This window comes from Paracoccaceae bacterium Fryx2 (genome assembly GCA_032334235.1).
Classification (GTDB): Bacteria; Pseudomonadota; Alphaproteobacteria; order Rhodobacterales; family Rhodobacteraceae; genus JAVSGI01.
Window position 1 is genome coordinate 1,755,562 of sequence record JAVSGI010000005.1, and the last position, 14,202, is coordinate 1,769,763.

Below are 14,202 nucleotides of genomic sequence, written 5' to 3' on the forward strand. Positions count from 1 at the left end.
CAGAGGACCGCGCGAACAATGCCGCATACCGGCGACCTGTCGGTCGCATCCTACAACATCCACAAGGGCGTCGGCTCCGACCGGCGCCGCGACCTGCTGCGCACCGCGGCGGTGATCGGCGAGATCGGCGCCGACATCCTGGCGCTGCAGGAGGCCGATACCCGCTTCGGCACCCGCACCGGCCTGCTGGACCTTGAGCGGTTGCGCCACGACCTCGGGCTGATTCCGGTGCCGATGGCGGGGCCGGGGCCGGCCCATGGCTGGCATGGCAACCTGCTGCTGGTGCGCAACGCGCTGGTCGAACAGGTGCACCAGCTTGACCTGCCGGGGTTGGAGCCGCGCGGCGCGCTGGTCACCGATCTGGTGATCAAGGGCCATCGCCTGCGGGTGGTGAATGCCCACCTCGGCCTGCTGCCCGGATCGCGCGCGGCGCAGACCCGCGCGCTGCTGGACAAGATCGACGGTCTCGACGCGCGACCGACGCTGCTGATGGGCGACCTGAACGTGTGGCGCCCCAGCGGCGGCGTGGCGCTGGGGGTGCTGGCCGAACGCTTCACCCCCGGCCCGGCGGTGCGCAGCTTTCCCGCGCGCTACCCGCTGCTGCCGCTGGACCGGATGATGACCTGCATCCAGGGCGCGCTGCTGGACATGGCGACGCATGACAGCCCGCTGGCCCGCCGTGCCTCGGACCATCTGCCGATCAAGGCCCGCCTGCGGCTGCGTGCGAAGGACGTGGTGGCGTGATGGGGCTGGGGGTCGATGTGCTGGTGTGGGTCGGCGTTCTGGCTGCGCTGATCGCGCTGGCCTCGGTGGCGGTGCATAGATCCTACCACCATTTCCTGGAACGCGCGCGCGGCCCGACCTCTGCCGCGCTGCGGCGCGGGGCCGTGGCAACCGCGCTCGATGCGCTGCTGGCGCCGCTGGAACAGGCGCACCCCGGGCAAAGCGGGCTGTGCAACCTGCTGGACAATCCGGGGGCCTTCGCGGCGCGGTCGACCTCGGCCGCGCTGGCCGGGCGCAGCCTGGACCTGATGTATTACATCTGGCGCACCGATCTCAGCGGCTGGCTGCTGATCGACGATCTGGTGGCCGCCGCCGACCGCGGCGTGCGGGTGCGGCTGCTGCTGGATGACGTGAACGTGCAGGGCTATGATCCGACCTTTCTGGCGCTGACCCAGCATCCGCGCATCGAGGTGCGGCTGTTCAACCCGATCCGGTCGCGGGGGCACTGGCTGCGCCGGGTGGCGGAGATGCTGCTGGGCCTGTCGCGGTTCAACCGGCGGATGCATGGCAAGCTGTGGATCGCAGACGGGCGGCTGGCGATCCTTGGCGGGCGCAACATCGGCGACACCTATTTCGGCGCGCTGGAAAGCCACGACCGCGATTCGGTCGATGCCGACGTGATGCTGGTGGGCGACAAGGTGGCCGAGGTGTCGGCGGTGTTCGACGGATACTGGAACCTCGGGCTGTCGCTGCCGATCATGGCGCTCTGGCCGTCGTTCCACATGGGGATGGGCCGCTTCCGCCGCAGGCTGGCGCGGCACGCGGCCGAGCCCCCGGCGCTGCGGTTCCGGGCGGCCGCGCTGGACGGGCACGGCCCGGCCCGGCTGACCGCCGGCCTGCGCTGGACCGACCGGGTGCGCCTGCTGGCCGACCCGCCCGACAAGGCCTATGGCCTGCGGTCCGCGCCGTGGATGTCCGAGGCCATCGCCTCGGTGCTGACCGAGGCGCGTCACGAGGTGCGGATGACCACGCCCTATTTCGTGCCGGGCCATGGCGCGATGGAGGGTCTGGCCCGCCTTTGCGCGCGCGGGGTGCGGGTCGGGCTGCTGACCAACGCGCTGGCCTCGACCGACATGGTGGTGGTGCATGGCGCCTATCGCCATTACCGCGCCAGGATGCTGGCGGCGGGGGCAGAGGTGCATGAATTCTCGCCCCCCGCCAAACCGGGGCGCAGGCGCGACGTGCTGCATTCAAAGGTGTTCCTGATCGACGGGCAGCAGGCGCTGGTCGGGTCGCTGAACTTCGACCTGCGCTCGGCCACCACCAACACCGAGCTTGGCCTGCTGTTCGAGCAGCCCGAACTGGTGGCGGAACTGGCGGCGATGTATGACCGTCTCTGCGCCCCCGACCATGCCCAGCTGGTGACACAGGGCGGCGCGGGCTTGCGCTGGGTGGTGGCGCGCCCCGGCCTGCCGGGGCTGATGGCGGTGGAACCCGAGGCGCCCTGGACCCGGCGCGCCGCCTCGTGGATCGTCGGCCACCTGCCGATCCAGGCCTATCTCTGAGCCGCGAGCAGCCGTGCCCCGACCCGGGCGCGCACCTCGGCCGGTTCTTCGGCCAGCGCCTCGGCCAGCACCTGCACCATGGCGCGGGCGTCGTGCAACTGGTCAAGCAGCGACATCACGATGCCCAGCCCGTTGCCCTCAAGCTCGAAATGCTCGGCCAGGTCGCACAGCAGGTCAAGCCGCGCCAGATCGGCCGAACTGAAGCACCGCCCGGCCCCGGCCTGCATCGGGGTCAGCACCTCGGCCTCGATGAAGCCGATCAGCAGGGTGCGGGTCAGCCGCGGATTGGCGGCCATCACCTCGTCTTCGGAGTAAAGCTGGGTCATGTCGGCATCCCGTCGAAGACCCCGGCACGCGGGTCGTAGGAATGGGTCTTGCGCCAGTCTTCCAGAAACGCGGCCAGCGCCGGGTCGGGTTGCGGCGGCGCCATGATGCGCAGTTCCACCCGCTGGTCTCCGGGTTCGGCCCCCGGCCGCTTCACGCCCCGGCCGCGCAGGCGCATCACCCGGCCGCTGCTGGCGCCCCTGGGGATGGTCAGGCTCACCGGCCCGTCGATGGTGGGCGTGGTGACCTTGCCGCCCAGCACCGCCTCGTCAAAGGTGATCGGCAGCACCATCACGATGTCATCGCCGTCGCGCTGGAACACCGGATGCGGGCGCAGGGTCACCGTCACCAGCGCGTCGCCGGGCTTGCCTCCGCCATGGCCGGGCGCCCCCTTGCCGCGCAGGCGCAGCGTCTGGCCATCGGCGGTGCCCTGCGGGATCTGCACCTCCATCGGGCCGCCGTCGGGCAGGGTGATGCGGGTCTTTGCACCGCGCACCGCATCGAGAAACGGCACCTCCAGCGCAAAGCGCAGGTCGGGGCCGTCGGCGGCGAAGCCCTGCCCGCCAAAGCCCTGCCCCCCGAAGCCCTGGCGCGGGTCGGCCCCGGACTGTGCCCGCTGGCGCAGGATCTCGGCAAAGATGTCGGACGGGTCGCCATAGCCTTCGAAGCCGCGCCGCTGCGCCCCCTGCGGCCCGCCCTGGGCCCCGGCATAATCGCGATAGAACCGCCGATCGGGCTTTTCCGCGCCGGTCGCGTCAATCTCGCCCGCGTCGAACCGCGCCCGGGTCGCGGGGTCTTTCAGCAGGTCATGGGCCGCCGAGATCGCCTTGAACCGCGCCTCTGCCGCCTTGTCGTCGGGGTGCAGGTCGGGGTGGCTGCTGCGCACCAGCTTGCGGTAGGCCTTCTTGATGTCGTCTGCCGTGGCCGTCTTTTTCAGGCCAAGGGCCGCATAGGGATCATTGCTCATCTGTGCCCGGTCTGTATGAAAGGTCATGCCCGTTGCCGTGCAGGGTTTGCGGCAGTCTTGCGCCGGGGTGCCGCGCGCCCTGACGGCCTGTGCCAACAGAAACAGGAAATCCCGCGCCTTGCAATGCGGGCTTTCGCGGCCCTGCGCTGCACGGGGGCCTCAGCCCTTGGTGGCGGGCTCTGCCGGGGTCACGGCGCGGCGCTTCACCACCGCCTCGCGCCAGGTGATGTAGCTGATCGCGCCGATGATGACCGCGCCGCCCAGCAGCACAAAGGCGTCAACGCCTTCATCGAACACCAGCGCGCCCAGCAGCGTCGCCCACACCAGTTGCAGGAAGGTCACCGGCTGCGTCACCGCCAATGACGCCGCCCGGAACGCCCGCGTCATGCAATAGTGCCCCAGCGTCGCAAAACCCGCCACCAGCGCCAGCCAGGCGAGCTGCACCGGCGTCACCGGCACCCAGACCCACAGCGCAAAGGGCGCCAGCCCAAGCGTCACCATCACCGACATCATCGCCACCACCCGGCCCGCCGTTTCGGTCTGCGTCAGCCGCTTTGCGAAAAGGTATGACCCGGCAAAGAAGAAGGCCGCCGCGATCTGCGCCAGATGGCCGTCGGTCACCTCGCGCACGCCGGGCCGCAGCACGATCAGCGCGCCCACCACCGCCACGGCCACCGCCACCAGCCGCCGCAGCGCCAGCACCTCGCCGAAGAACAGCGCGGCGCCCAGCGTGACCAGCACCGGGTTCAGGTAGCCGATCGCCGTCACCTCGGCGACCGGAATCCGCGCCATCGCATAAAACCAGCACACCACCGCCGCCGTATGCACCGCCCCGCGCCAGCCATACAGCGCCAGCGTGCCCGGCACGAAACCCTGCCGCAGCATCGGCAGCAGCGTCGGTGCCAGCAGCAGCACCCCGAAGCCGAAGCGCAGGAAGGCCGATTGCGCGGCGGGCAGGTCGGTGCCCAGATGGCGCACCACCCCGGTCACGCCGACGAAGCTCAGGCCCGAGGCAAGCATCCACAGCACGCCCTGCAACGGGTTGCCAAGGTCGGGCGGCAGGGGAATGCGCGTCGTCATGGGCCGGACAGAGCCCGATCCCGCCGCCGCCCGCAACCCCGGATCAGCCAAGCAGCAGCCCCGCCGCGATGGCCCACATGGTGCAGCCCACCAGCACCTCCAGCACCACCCAGGCGCGGGGCCGCGCGAACACCGGCCCCAGCAGGCGTGCGCCATAGCCCAGGCCCGCGAAAAAGCTGAAAGACCCCGCCACCGCCGCCATCCCGAAGGCCAGCCCGTGCGGCGCGTATTGCGCCGAGATCGACCCCAGCAGCACCAGCGTGTCCAGATAGACATGCGGGTTGGCCCAGGTCAGCAGCAGGCAGGTCGCCAGCACCCGGCCCAGCGGCACCGCCCCGCCCGGCGCGGGGCGCAGCGCCTCGCCCCCGCGCAGCGCCGCGCGGAACCGCAGCGCGCCATAGACCAGCAGAAACCCCGCCCCAGCGCATCGCCTCTCCCAGCCAGGGCACCGCCTGCGACACCGCGCCGAACCCCGCCACCCCGGCGGCGATCAGCACCGCATCCGAGGCGGCACAGACCAGAACCACCACGCCGACATGCTCGCGCCGCAGGCCCTGCCGCAGCACGAAGGCATTCTGCGCGCCGATGGCCGCAATCAGGCTCAGCGCCACCAGATAGCCCGCAACCGCCGCCTCGATCATGCCCGCCCCCCGATGGCCCCGCGCCCCGATCTACGCGCCGCCGCGCCGTCATGCCAGCCCCCCGATCCGGTCCCGACGACCACCCCTTGACGCATCCCCTTCTCCGCGTCGATGATGCGGGCATTTGGGGCATGATTTCCGCGCATCCGCTTGCAGAAAGGGGTATTCCTTTGCTCTGGCTTTCACGCAGAACTCGGGTTTCGGCGATTTCGGCAACGACTGGTTCGTGTTCCGCCCCGGCGACGGCGCCGCCCGCATCCTTGATTTCCAGCCCGGCAGCGACCGGATCTGCATCGAGGGCCCGGCAAGGTTCGGTGACCTGACGATCACCCGCAGCGGCAGCGACGCCCGCATCGCGTATGAAGACCTGGTGATCGTGGTCGATGACACCCGGCCCGGCCAGCTGAAGACCGCGATGTTCGACTTTGCCGAGGGCATCACCGTGGACCGCTTTGAAGCCTTCACCACCGGCTTCGATTTCATGGCCTGACCGGCCAATGCAAAGGGCCCCCGCAAGGGGGGCCCTGTCGCGGCGTGCAGCCCGGCTCAGCCTTCCAGCTTTGCCGCGACATCCTCGGGGATCTCGAAGTTGCCGGTGACGGTCTGCACGTCGTCGTCCTCTTCCAGCATGTCGATCAGCTTCATCAGCTTGGTCGCGGTTTCCAGATCGACATCGGTGCGCGACTGCGGCTTCCAGACCAGCTTGGTCTCGGTGCTTTCGCCCAGCGTCTTTTCCAGCGCGTCGGAAACCTCGCTCAGCGCGGTGTCGGCGCAATAGATCCAGTGGCCGTCCTCGTCGGATTCCACGTCATCCGCCCCAGCCTCCAGCGCCGCCATCATCACCGTGTCGGCATCCCCGGCCGAGGCCGGATAGGTGATCTCGCCCATCTTGTCGAACATGAACGACACCGAACCGGTGGTGCCCAGGTTGCCGCCGCATTTGGTGAAATAGCTGCGCACGTTGCTGGCGGTGCGGTTCAGGTTGTCGGTCATCGTCTCGACGATGATCGCAATGCCGTTGGCACCGTAGCCTTCATAGCGCACTTCCGCATAATCCTCGGAATCGCCCATCTGCGATTTCCTGATCGCGCGGTCGATCACGTCCTTGGGCACCGAAACCGACTTGGCCGCCTTGACCGCCAGCCGCAGGCGCGGGTTCTTGTCGGGATCGGGGTCGCCCATCTTGGCCGCGACGGTGATTTCCTTCGCCAGCTTTGAAAACGCCTTGGAGCGAAGTTTGTCCTGCTTGCCCTTGCGGTGCTGGATGTTCGCCCATTTCGAATGGCCTGCCATGACCCGTCTCCGATCCTCAGATTTCGGCTGTCAGGCCCTATATCCCAGCGCCGGGGGGGGCCGCAAGCCCGTGCGCGGTGGCGCCCGTCAAGGCGGCGAGGCGAAGACCCGGCGCCCGCCCGCGCCGCTCAGCACGACCTTTGCCATCGGCGTCACCGCCAGCCCCAGCGCGGCGGAAAGCCCGGCAAAGGCCTGCCGCAACGGGTTGGGCCGGGCCTCGGGCAGCACCTGCCAGTCCAGCCCGCACGCCTCCATGCGGCCCGAACCGGGCGCAGGGTCGGCGCGGCAGGTCCGGCCGTCCGACAGGCCGACCACCAGCGCATCGTTCGAAAGCCGCACCGACACCGGGCGCGGGTCGGCCCCGGCACAGCCCGCCAGGGCGCAGATCATCAGGATACAAGCGGCCCGCATCTCAGAAGTCATACAGCAGCGGCATGGCAATCGTCACCACCACCATGCAGATGACATTCAGCGGCACGCCGAAGCGGATGAAATCCGTGAACTTGTAGCCCCCCGGCCCGTAAACCAGCGTATTGGTCTGATAGCCGATCGGCGTGGCAAAACTGGCCGAGGCGCCGATCATCACCGTCATCACCAGCGGGCGCGGGTCCACCCCCAGAGTGGTCGCAAGGCCGATCACCACGGGGGTCACGATCACCGCCACCGCGTTGTTCGACACAACTTCCGTCAGGAACGAGGTCATGGCATAGACCACCAGCACCAACAGATAGGGCGAAAGCCCCAGCAGCGTCGGTGCGACCCAGTTCACCATCATCTCGACCGCGCCCGAATGCTCCAGCCCGGCCCCGACCCCCAGCATCCCGAACAGCATCCCCATCAGGCGGCCATCGACAAAGCCGAACGCCTCGTCGGGGTCGATGCAGCGGGTCACCAGCACGATCCCGACCCCGACGAAGGCCAGCACCTGGATCGGGGCCACGTTCATCGCCGACAGCAGGATGATCCCCGCCAGCACCGCGATCACGATCGGGGCCTGACGGCGGCGGAAGGCGCGCTCGGTCGGGTGGGCGACATCGACCATGTCCATGTCGTTCGCCAGCTTCTGGATGTCGGCCATCGCCCCTTCCAGCAGCAGCGTGTCGCCGACCTGCACCACCAGATCATCCAGTTGCCGCCCGATGTTCTGGTTGCGCCGGTGGACCGCCAGCGGATAGACGCCATAGCGCCGCCGCAGCCGCATCGACCCCAGGCTGCGCCCGATCATGTGGCAGCCCGGGGTGATCAGCACCTCGACCGTCGAGGTCTGCACCGAGGACAGCTTGTCCACCATCCGCAGGTCCTTGTGGGCCTGCAACCCCAGCACTTCCGACATGGCGGTGCGCAGCACGACCCGGTCGCCGCCCTGCAACTGCACGGCAGACAGATCGCGCCGCAGGCTGGCATCGCCGCGCAGCACGTCGATCACCCGCGCGCCCTCGCGCTTGAAGATGTCGATCTCGTCCAGCTTCTTGCCGATCAGCGACGAATCTTCGGGAACCGCGGCTTCGGTGAAGAACTTCATCCGCGAGCGGTCGCTCAGCAGCGACGACATCGAATCGCGGTCGGGCAGCAGTCGTTTGGCCCCCAGCGCCAGATAGATCAGCCCGGTCAGTGCCACGATAACCCCGATCGGCGTCATCTCGAAGATCCCGAACGGTTCCATCCCCTTGGCCTGTGCCACCCCGTCGACCACCAGATTGGTCGAGGTGCCGACCAGCGTCATCGTGCCACCAAGGATGGTCATGTAACTGAGCGGAATCATCAGCTTGGACGGCGAGACCGACAGTTGTCGCGACAGTTGCATGAAGATCGGCATCATCACCACCACCAGCGGCGTGTTGTTCACGAAGGCCGAAAGCGCGGTGATGGTGACCCCCATCAGGATCAGCGTCGTGGCCGGGCTGCTTTGCACATGGCGCGCGGCGAGGCCCGACATGAACTCCAGCGCACCGGTCCGCACCAGCCCCCCGACAATGATGAACATCGCCGCGATCGTCCAGGGTGCGTTGTTCGACATGACGCCGGTCACGGACTGCATCGGCAGGATGCCCAGAACCAGCATGAACCCGGCCGCCCCGATCGCCACCACCTCGACCGGATAGGTTTCGCGCAGGAACATGATGAACATGCCGACCAGGATCGCAATCGCCACCCAGGCCTGGGTCACTTGCGACAGTTCCAATCCGATCAACGCCCGTCCTCCTGCAATTCACGACGTGTCTAGCCAAGATTTTTCCGGAGTCAAACGCCCAGGCCGCATTCCGGCCGCGGTTGCACAGGAAACGGGCACTTCCGCGGGCGCGGCGTTGCCCGTCACGGCCGCAACACCCTCGGCGGGGTCAACCTGCCATGGCGCGAAAGGTTCGGGCAGCAGCGCCGCAGCGCCAGACCGGCAATGCCGGGCCGCCGCAGGCTCAGGGCCGCGCTTCCTGCAACCGCCCGCCGATCCGGATCATCGCGACGCGGTTTGCCTTGCCGGTGCGGTCGTCGGTCTCGACATAGACGCCCGACAGCGTGGCGGCCCCCTCGGCCGGCTCGAACCGGCCCTTGGACATGCCGGTGATGAAGCGGCGCATCGGTTCGGCCTTGTCCATCCCGATCACCGAATTGTAGTCGCCGCACATGCCGGCATCGCTCAGGTAGGCCGTGCCGCCTTCCAGCAGTTGCGCGTCGCCGGTCGGAATATGGGTGTGGGTGCCCACCACCAGACTCGCCCGCCCGTCGCACCAATGGCCCATCGCCATCTTTTCCGAGGTCGCCTCGCAATGCATGTCAACCACCGCCGCCTGCGCCAGCCCGCCCATCGGATGCTGCCGCAGCACCGGATCAATGGCCGAGAACGGGTCGTCGAACGGGCGTTTCATGAACACCTGCCCCAGCACCTGCGCCACCAGCACCTTGCGCCCCTGCGTCGCGTTGAACAGCCGCGCGCCCTTGCCGGGGGCCAGCTTGGCGTAATTCAGCGGCCGCAGCACGCGCGGCTCGGTCTCGATGAACTGCAGCATGTCCTTCTGGTCGAAGGCATGATCGCCCAGCGTCACGCAATCGGCCCCCGCTGCCAGCAGCGCGCGCGCATGGTCCGCCGACAGCCCGACGCCCGAGGTCGCGTTCTCGCCGTTGACCACGACGAAATCGAGCCCCCATTCGGTGCGCAGCGTCGGCAGCCGTTCGGTTACCGCAGCACGCCCCGCGCGCCCCATCACATCGCCAAGGAAAAGGATCTTCATGGCACCGGGGATAGGCGGCGACAGGGCGAAGGGCAAGATGAATCCTGCATTCCGCCGCTTTCCCCCGGGCGCACGCCGCCCTACCTATGCAGGATGACCCCGTTTCCCCCCGCCCTTTCCGACTGGTTCGCCGCCAAAGGCTGGTCGCTGCACCCGCATCAGACGGCGATGCTGGAACGCGCCGCCAAGCCCGCCACGCTCTTGATCGCGCCCACCGGCGGCGGCAAGACGCTGGCCGGGTTCCTGCCCACGCTGGCCGAGCTTGCCACGCCGCACAAGGGGCTGCACACGCTCTACATCTCGCCACTGAAGGCGCTGACCGCCGACATCCGCCGCAACCTGCGCGCCCCGGTCGAAGGTGCCAATCTGCCGATCCGCATCGAAGACCGCACCGGCGACACCAGCTACACCCAGCGCCGCCGCCAGCGCGCCGACCCGCCGCAGATCCTGCTGACCACGCCGGAAAGCCTGGCACTTCTGCTTTCCTACGAGGATGCGCCGCGCATCTTTCACGGCCTGCAACGGGTGATCGTCGACGAGATTCACGCGCTGGCGGAATCGCGGCGCGGCGACCAGTTGATGCTGTGCCTTTCGCGGCTGGAAAGCCTGTCGCCCGGCCTGCGCCGCGTCGGCCTTTCGGCCACGGTCGAAGACCCGCCCGCCCTCGCCCGCTTTCTGGCGCGCAACCCGGACCCCTGCGCCATCCTTCTGGCGGACCCCGGCCCCGATCCTGACATTAGGATGCTTGAAACCGCCCCGCCGCCCTGGGCCGGGGGTGGCGGTCGCCACGCCATCCCGGCAATCCTGGATCAGGTGCGCGCCCACCGAACCACCCTGATCTTCCACAACACCCGGGCGCAGGCCGAACTCTTTTTCCGCGACCTCTGGATGCAGAACGACGACGGCCTGCCGATCGGCATCCACCACGGCAGCCTGTCGCGCGAACAGCGCGAACGGGTCGAGGCGGCGATGGTGACCGGGCAGTTGCGCGCCATCGTCTGCACCGGCTCGCTCGACCTCGGCATCGACTGGGGCGATGTCGATCTGGTGATCCAGGTCGGCGCGCCGAAGAACGTCAAGCGGCTGGTGCAGCGCATCGGGCGGGCCAACCACCGCTACAACGCGCCATCGAAGGCGCTCCTGGTGCCCGCCAACCGCTTCGAAGTGGTGGAATGCCTTGCCGCCCTGCAAGCGGTGCGCGACCATGATCTTGACGGCGAGCCGCGCGGCCCCGGCCCCCGCGACGTGCTGTGCCAGCACATCCTGATCTGCGCCGCCTCTGCCCCGTTCGACGCCGCTGCGCTCTACGCCGAGGTCACCAGCGCCGGCCCCTACACCGCCCTGACCCGCGCCGAATTCGGCGCCTGCCTCGATTTCGCCGCCACCGGCGGCTATGCCCTGCGCGCCTATGACCGCTGGCAGCGGCTGAAGCTGACCGGCGGCCTGTGGCACCTGCGCGACCCGCGCAGCGCCGCCGTCATCCGCCAGAACATCGGCACCATCATCGACACCGAAACGCTGAAGGTCCGCCTCAAGGGCCGCACGGGCCTGCCCCTGGGCGAGATCGAGGAAGCCTTCGCCGCAACCCTGACCCCCGGCGACACCTTCCTGATCGGCGGCGAGGTGGTGCGCTACGAATCCCTGCGCGAACTGACGGTCGAGGTCAGCCGCTCCCCCGGCCGCGACCCGCGCGTGGCAGTGTTCAATGGAACAAAATTCGCCACGTCCACCCTGCTGACCCAGCGAATCCTTGCCCTTTTCCAACAATCGGCCTGGCCCGAGCTTCCCGCCCACACCGCCGCCTGGCTTGCCCTGCAACGCAAGGTTTCCCGCCTGCCGGAACCCCACCGCCTGCTCTGCGAAAGCTTCCCGCATGACGGGCGCGAGCATCTCTGCGTCTACGGGTTTGCCGGGCGCAACGCGCAGCAGACGCTGGGCCTCCTGCTGACCAAGCGGATGGAGGAGGAGGGGCTGGCGCCGCTCGGCTTCGTCGCCACCGACTACGCCACCCTGATCTGGGGGCTGGAGCCGGTCACCGACCCGCTGCCGCTGTTCGACGCCGATCGCCTGCGCGCCGGGCTTGAAGGCTGGCTGGCGGGCAATGCGGTGATGAAACGCACCTTCCGCGCCTCGGCCATCATCGCGGGCCTGATCGAGCGCAGCCATCAGGGGCGGCGCAAGTCGGGGCGGCAGGCGACGTTTTCCTCCGACATCCTCTACGACACCCTGCGCCGCCACGACCCCGGCCACCTGATGCTGAAAATCACCCGCGAGGAGGCGCTGCGCGGTCTGGTCGATTTCGGCCGGATCGAGGGCATGCTGGCCCGCATCGCCCTGCAACCCGACGGCGGCATCGACTGTTTGCGCCTGCCCCGCGTCACCCCGCTGGCCGCGCCGCTATTCCTCGAGGCCGGGCGGATTCCGGTGGTCGGCGCCGGGCGCGAGCGGCTGGTGGCCGATGCGGCGGCGCGGCTGATGCAGGCGGCGGGGCTTGCCTGACCCCTTGCACGCTGGCCCCCCTTCGGGCAGGTGATGCGCCATGACCGGCCACGCCTTCACCCTTGCCGACACGGCCCTGATCGCCCTGCCCTCGGGCGCGCTGCACTGGCCCGATGCGGGGCTGCTGGTGGTGTCAGACCTGCATTTCGGCAAGTCCGCCCGGCTCGCCCGGCGCGGCGGCGCGCTCTTGCCGCCCTACGAGGTGCGCGCCACGCTGACCCGGCTTGATGCCGATCTGGCGGTCACGGGGGCCGCACGGGTGATCTGCCTTGGCGACAGCTTCGACGATCTGGATGCCGGGACGCAGTTGGACGACAGCGACCGGCTGTGGCTCACGCGCCTGATGGCGGGGCGCGACTGGACGTGGGTGCTGGGCAACCACGACCCCGGCCCGCTCGACCTTGGCGGCAGCCACCGCGCCGAGGCGCACCTGCCGCCGCTGACCTTCCGCCACATCGCCGAACCCGGCGCGCGGGCGGAGGTTTCCGGCCACTACCACCCCAAGGCCCGCCTTGCCGGGCAGGCGCGGCCCTGTTTCCTGCTGGATGCCGACCGCCTGATCCTGCCCGCCTACGGCACCTATACCGGGGGCCTGTGGTGCCACGATCCGGCCCTTGCCGCGCTGATGGCGCAGAACGCGCTGGCGATCCTGACCGGCTCGCGCGCCATCCCCCTGCCGATGCCGCGGCGCTAGACCGTCAGCCCCTCGGGTTCCGGCAACCCGTGCGCCCGGCAGCAGGCGGTCACGGTATTTGCCAGCAGGCAGGCAATCGTCATCGGCCCCACGCCGCCCGGCACCGGGGTAATGGCCCCCGCCACCAGCGACGCAGACGCGAAATCGACATCCCCCACCAGCCGCATCTTGCCGTCACGCTCCACCCGGTTGATGCCCACGTCGATCACCGTCGCCCCCGGCTTCACATAGTCGCCGGTGATCATCTCGGGCCGCCCCACCGCCGCCACCAGAATGTCGGCGCCACGACAGACCGCCGCCAGATCGCGGGTCCGGCTGTGCGCAATGGTCACCGTGCAGCTTTCCCCCAGCAGCAGTTGCGCCATCGGCTTGCCGACGATGTTGCTGCGCCCGACCACCACCGCGTTCATCCCCGACAGGCTGCCGTGCAGGTCGCGCAGCATCATCAGGCAGCCCAGCGGCGTGCAGGGCACCATGCTCTTCTGCCCGGTGCCCAGCAGCCCGACGTTCGATATGTGAAAGCCGTCAACGTCCTTCGCCGGGTTGATCGCATTGATCACCAGATCGGAATCCAGATGAGCAGGCAGCGGCAACTGCACGAGAATGCCGTGGATTTCCGGATCGGCGTTCAGCCGCGCGATCAGCGCCAGCAGATCGGCCTCGGACGTGTCGGCAGGCAGCTTGTGTTCGATCGAGACCATCCCGACCTCGACCGTCTGCTTGCCCTTGGCGCCCACATAGACCTGCGAAGCCGGGTCTTCGCCCACCAGAACCACCGCCAGCCCCGGCCTCAGCCCGTGGTCGGCCGCCAGCCGTGCCACATGGGCGCCCACCCGCGCCCGAACCCGCGCCGCAAAGGCCTTGCCGTCGATCAGTCCTGCGGTCATTCCTCGTCCTTCCCCAGATGGCTTTCCTCGCGCTCGATCGACCAGTCGACCAGCTTGCGCCACAGCTTTTCAAGCTTGTCGGGCGGCAGCCCGTGGCTCGTCGCATGGCGCCGCACGTTGGCGATCACCTCTTCCACCCGGCTGCCGATCCGGGCGGGAAGGCCGACCTCGGTCTTGATCTCGACCGCCCGGTCGATGTAGCCGACGCGCTGCGCGAACAGCGCCACCAGTTCCTCGTCCAGCCGGTCGATCTCGGCCCGAAGCTCGGCCATCGTCGTGCATTCTGCCGGGGTTTTCATCTT

The 14,202-nt window shown here is 69.1% G+C and carries 14 protein-coding genes and 1 pseudogene; 5 read left to right on the forward strand and 10 right to left on the reverse strand.

Annotated features, from left to right (window positions below; genetic code table 11):
• Positions 1–18 precede the first annotated feature (18 nt).
• Both RNZ50_17710 and RNZ50_17715 read left to right on the forward strand, forming a co-directional pair.
• Entirely contained in the window at positions 19–744 is a 726-nt protein-coding gene (locus tag RNZ50_17710) for an endonuclease/exonuclease/phosphatase family protein (protein MDT8856833.1), read from the forward strand.
• Positions 744–2,288, forward strand: coding sequence for a phospholipase D family protein (locus tag RNZ50_17715; protein ID MDT8856834.1), 1,545 nt, complete (start codon positions 744–746; stop codon positions 2,286–2,288). Before RNZ50_17710 ends, RNZ50_17715 begins: the two co-directional genes overlap by 1 nt.
• Here the strand turns inward: RNZ50_17715 and RNZ50_17720 are convergent.
• The 4 genes and pseudogenes from RNZ50_17720 to RNZ50_17735 form a co-directional block, all read right to left on the reverse strand.
• Positions 2,279–2,614: a hypothetical protein gene (locus RNZ50_17720; protein MDT8856835.1), complete on the reverse strand. Its 336-nt coding sequence runs from the start codon at positions 2,612–2,614 to the stop codon at positions 2,279–2,281. The two genes, RNZ50_17715 and RNZ50_17720, sit on opposite strands and share 10 nt — an antisense overlap.
• Positions 2,611–3,606 carry a DnaJ C-terminal domain-containing protein gene (locus RNZ50_17725; GenBank protein MDT8856836.1) on the reverse strand — a complete coding sequence of 332 codons (996 nt, stop codon included), beginning with the start codon at positions 3,604–3,606 and terminating at the stop codon, positions 2,611–2,613. Before RNZ50_17725 ends, RNZ50_17720 begins: the two co-directional genes overlap by 4 nt.
• A gap of 132 nt (positions 3,607–3,738) precedes the next feature.
• A complete protein-coding gene (locus tag RNZ50_17730) occupies positions 3,739–4,659 on the reverse strand; it encodes a DMT family transporter (protein MDT8856837.1) in 921 nt (306 codons plus the stop codon).
• A gap of 43 nt (positions 4,660–4,702) precedes the next feature.
• Positions 4,703–5,300: pseudogene (locus RNZ50_17735) on the reverse strand (LysE/ArgO family amino acid transporter).
• A 124-nt stretch (positions 5,301–5,424) separates the two neighbouring features.
• Between RNZ50_17735 and RNZ50_17740 the strand changes: the two are divergent.
• Positions 5,425–5,790: a hypothetical protein gene (locus RNZ50_17740; GenBank protein MDT8856838.1), complete on the forward strand. Its 366-nt coding sequence runs from the start codon at positions 5,425–5,427 to the stop codon at positions 5,788–5,790.
• A gap of 56 nt (positions 5,791–5,846) precedes the next feature.
• Here the strand turns inward: RNZ50_17740 and RNZ50_17745 are convergent, their stop codons facing one another.
• From RNZ50_17745 to RNZ50_17760, 4 genes are all read right to left on the reverse strand, one after another.
• Positions 5,847–6,593: a YebC/PmpR family DNA-binding transcriptional regulator gene (locus tag RNZ50_17745; protein ID MDT8856839.1), complete on the reverse strand. Its 747-nt coding sequence runs from the start codon at positions 6,591–6,593 to the stop codon at positions 5,847–5,849.
• 87 nt (positions 6,594–6,680) lie between these two features.
• Positions 6,681–7,004 (reverse strand): hypothetical protein, encoded by a 324-nt coding sequence (locus RNZ50_17750; GenBank protein ID MDT8856840.1) that lies wholly within the window; start codon positions 7,002–7,004, stop codon positions 6,681–6,683.
• A 1-nt stretch (position 7,005) separates the two neighbouring features.
• The gene (locus RNZ50_17755) at positions 7,006–8,784 is read right to left on the reverse strand and encodes an SLC13 family permease (protein MDT8856841.1); all 1,779 of its coding nucleotides are present in this window, start codon (positions 8,782–8,784) and stop codon (positions 7,006–7,008) included.
• A gap of 223 nt (positions 8,785–9,007) precedes the next feature.
• Positions 9,008–9,820 (reverse strand): TIGR00282 family metallophosphoesterase, encoded by an 813-nt coding sequence (locus tag RNZ50_17760; protein MDT8856842.1) that lies wholly within the window; start codon positions 9,818–9,820, stop codon positions 9,008–9,010.
• A gap of 93 nt (positions 9,821–9,913) precedes the next feature.
• Here RNZ50_17760 and RNZ50_17765 point away from each other — a divergent pair, with 93 nt between their 5' ends.
• On the forward strand, positions 9,914–12,319 hold the full coding sequence (locus RNZ50_17765; protein MDT8856843.1) for a ligase-associated DNA damage response DEXH box helicase: 2,406 nt from the start codon (positions 9,914–9,916) through the stop codon (positions 12,317–12,319).
• 40 nt (positions 12,320–12,359) lie between these two features.
• Positions 12,360–13,013: a ligase-associated DNA damage response endonuclease PdeM gene (pdeM, locus tag RNZ50_17770; protein MDT8856844.1), complete on the forward strand. Its 654-nt coding sequence runs from the start codon at positions 12,360–12,362 to the stop codon at positions 13,011–13,013.
• Here the strand turns inward: pdeM and folD are convergent.
• On the reverse strand, positions 13,010–13,900 hold the full coding sequence (gene folD, locus RNZ50_17775) for a bifunctional methylenetetrahydrofolate dehydrogenase/methenyltetrahydrofolate cyclohydrolase FolD (GenBank protein ID MDT8856845.1): 891 nt from the start codon (positions 13,898–13,900) through the stop codon (positions 13,010–13,012). The two genes, pdeM and folD, sit on opposite strands and share 4 nt — an antisense overlap.
• Positions 13,897–14,199, reverse strand: coding sequence for a chorismate mutase (locus RNZ50_17780; GenBank protein ID MDT8856846.1), 303 nt, complete (start codon positions 14,197–14,199; stop codon positions 13,897–13,899). The genes folD and RNZ50_17780 overlap by 4 nt, the downstream gene beginning before the upstream one ends.
• Positions 14,200–14,202 lie beyond the last annotated feature (3 nt).

Bases quoted from the DNA above. Each gene is read 5' to 3' on its own strand.
- RNZ50_17725 (MDT8856836.1), bottom strand. From the start codon at position 3,606: ATGACCTTTCATACAGACCGGGCACAGATGAGCAATGATCCCTATGCG.
- RNZ50_17710 (MDT8856833.1), top strand. From the start codon at position 19: ATGCCGCATACCGGCGACCTGTCGGTCGCATCCTACAACATCCACAAG.
- RNZ50_17780 (MDT8856846.1), bottom strand. From the start codon at position 14,199: ATGAAAACCCCGGCAGAATGCACGACGATGGCCGAGCTTCGGGCCGAG.
- RNZ50_17730 (MDT8856837.1), bottom strand. From the start codon at position 4,659: ATGACGACGCGCATTCCCCTGCCGCCCGACCTTGGCAACCCGTTGCAG.
- folD (MDT8856845.1), bottom strand. From the start codon at position 13,900: ATGACCGCAGGACTGATCGACGGCAAGGCCTTTGCGGCGCGGGTTCGG.
- RNZ50_17745 (MDT8856839.1), bottom strand. From the start codon at position 6,593: ATGGCAGGCCATTCGAAATGGGCGAACATCCAGCACCGCAAGGGCAAG.
- RNZ50_17750 (MDT8856840.1), bottom strand. From the start codon at position 7,004: ATGCGGGCCGCTTGTATCCTGATGATCTGCGCCCTGGCGGGCTGTGCC.
- pdeM (MDT8856844.1), top strand. From the start codon at position 12,360: ATGACCGGCCACGCCTTCACCCTTGCCGACACGGCCCTGATCGCCCTG.
- RNZ50_17720 (MDT8856835.1), bottom strand. From the start codon at position 2,614: ATGACCCAGCTTTACTCCGAAGACGAGGTGATGGCCGCCAATCCGCGG.
- RNZ50_17765 (MDT8856843.1), top strand. From the start codon at position 9,914: ATGACCCCGTTTCCCCCCGCCCTTTCCGACTGGTTCGCCGCCAAAGGC.
- RNZ50_17715 (MDT8856834.1), top strand. From the start codon at position 744: ATGGGGCTGGGGGTCGATGTGCTGGTGTGGGTCGGCGTTCTGGCTGCG.
- RNZ50_17760 (MDT8856842.1), bottom strand. From the start codon at position 9,820: ATGAAGATCCTTTTCCTTGGCGATGTGATGGGGCGCGCGGGGCGTGCT.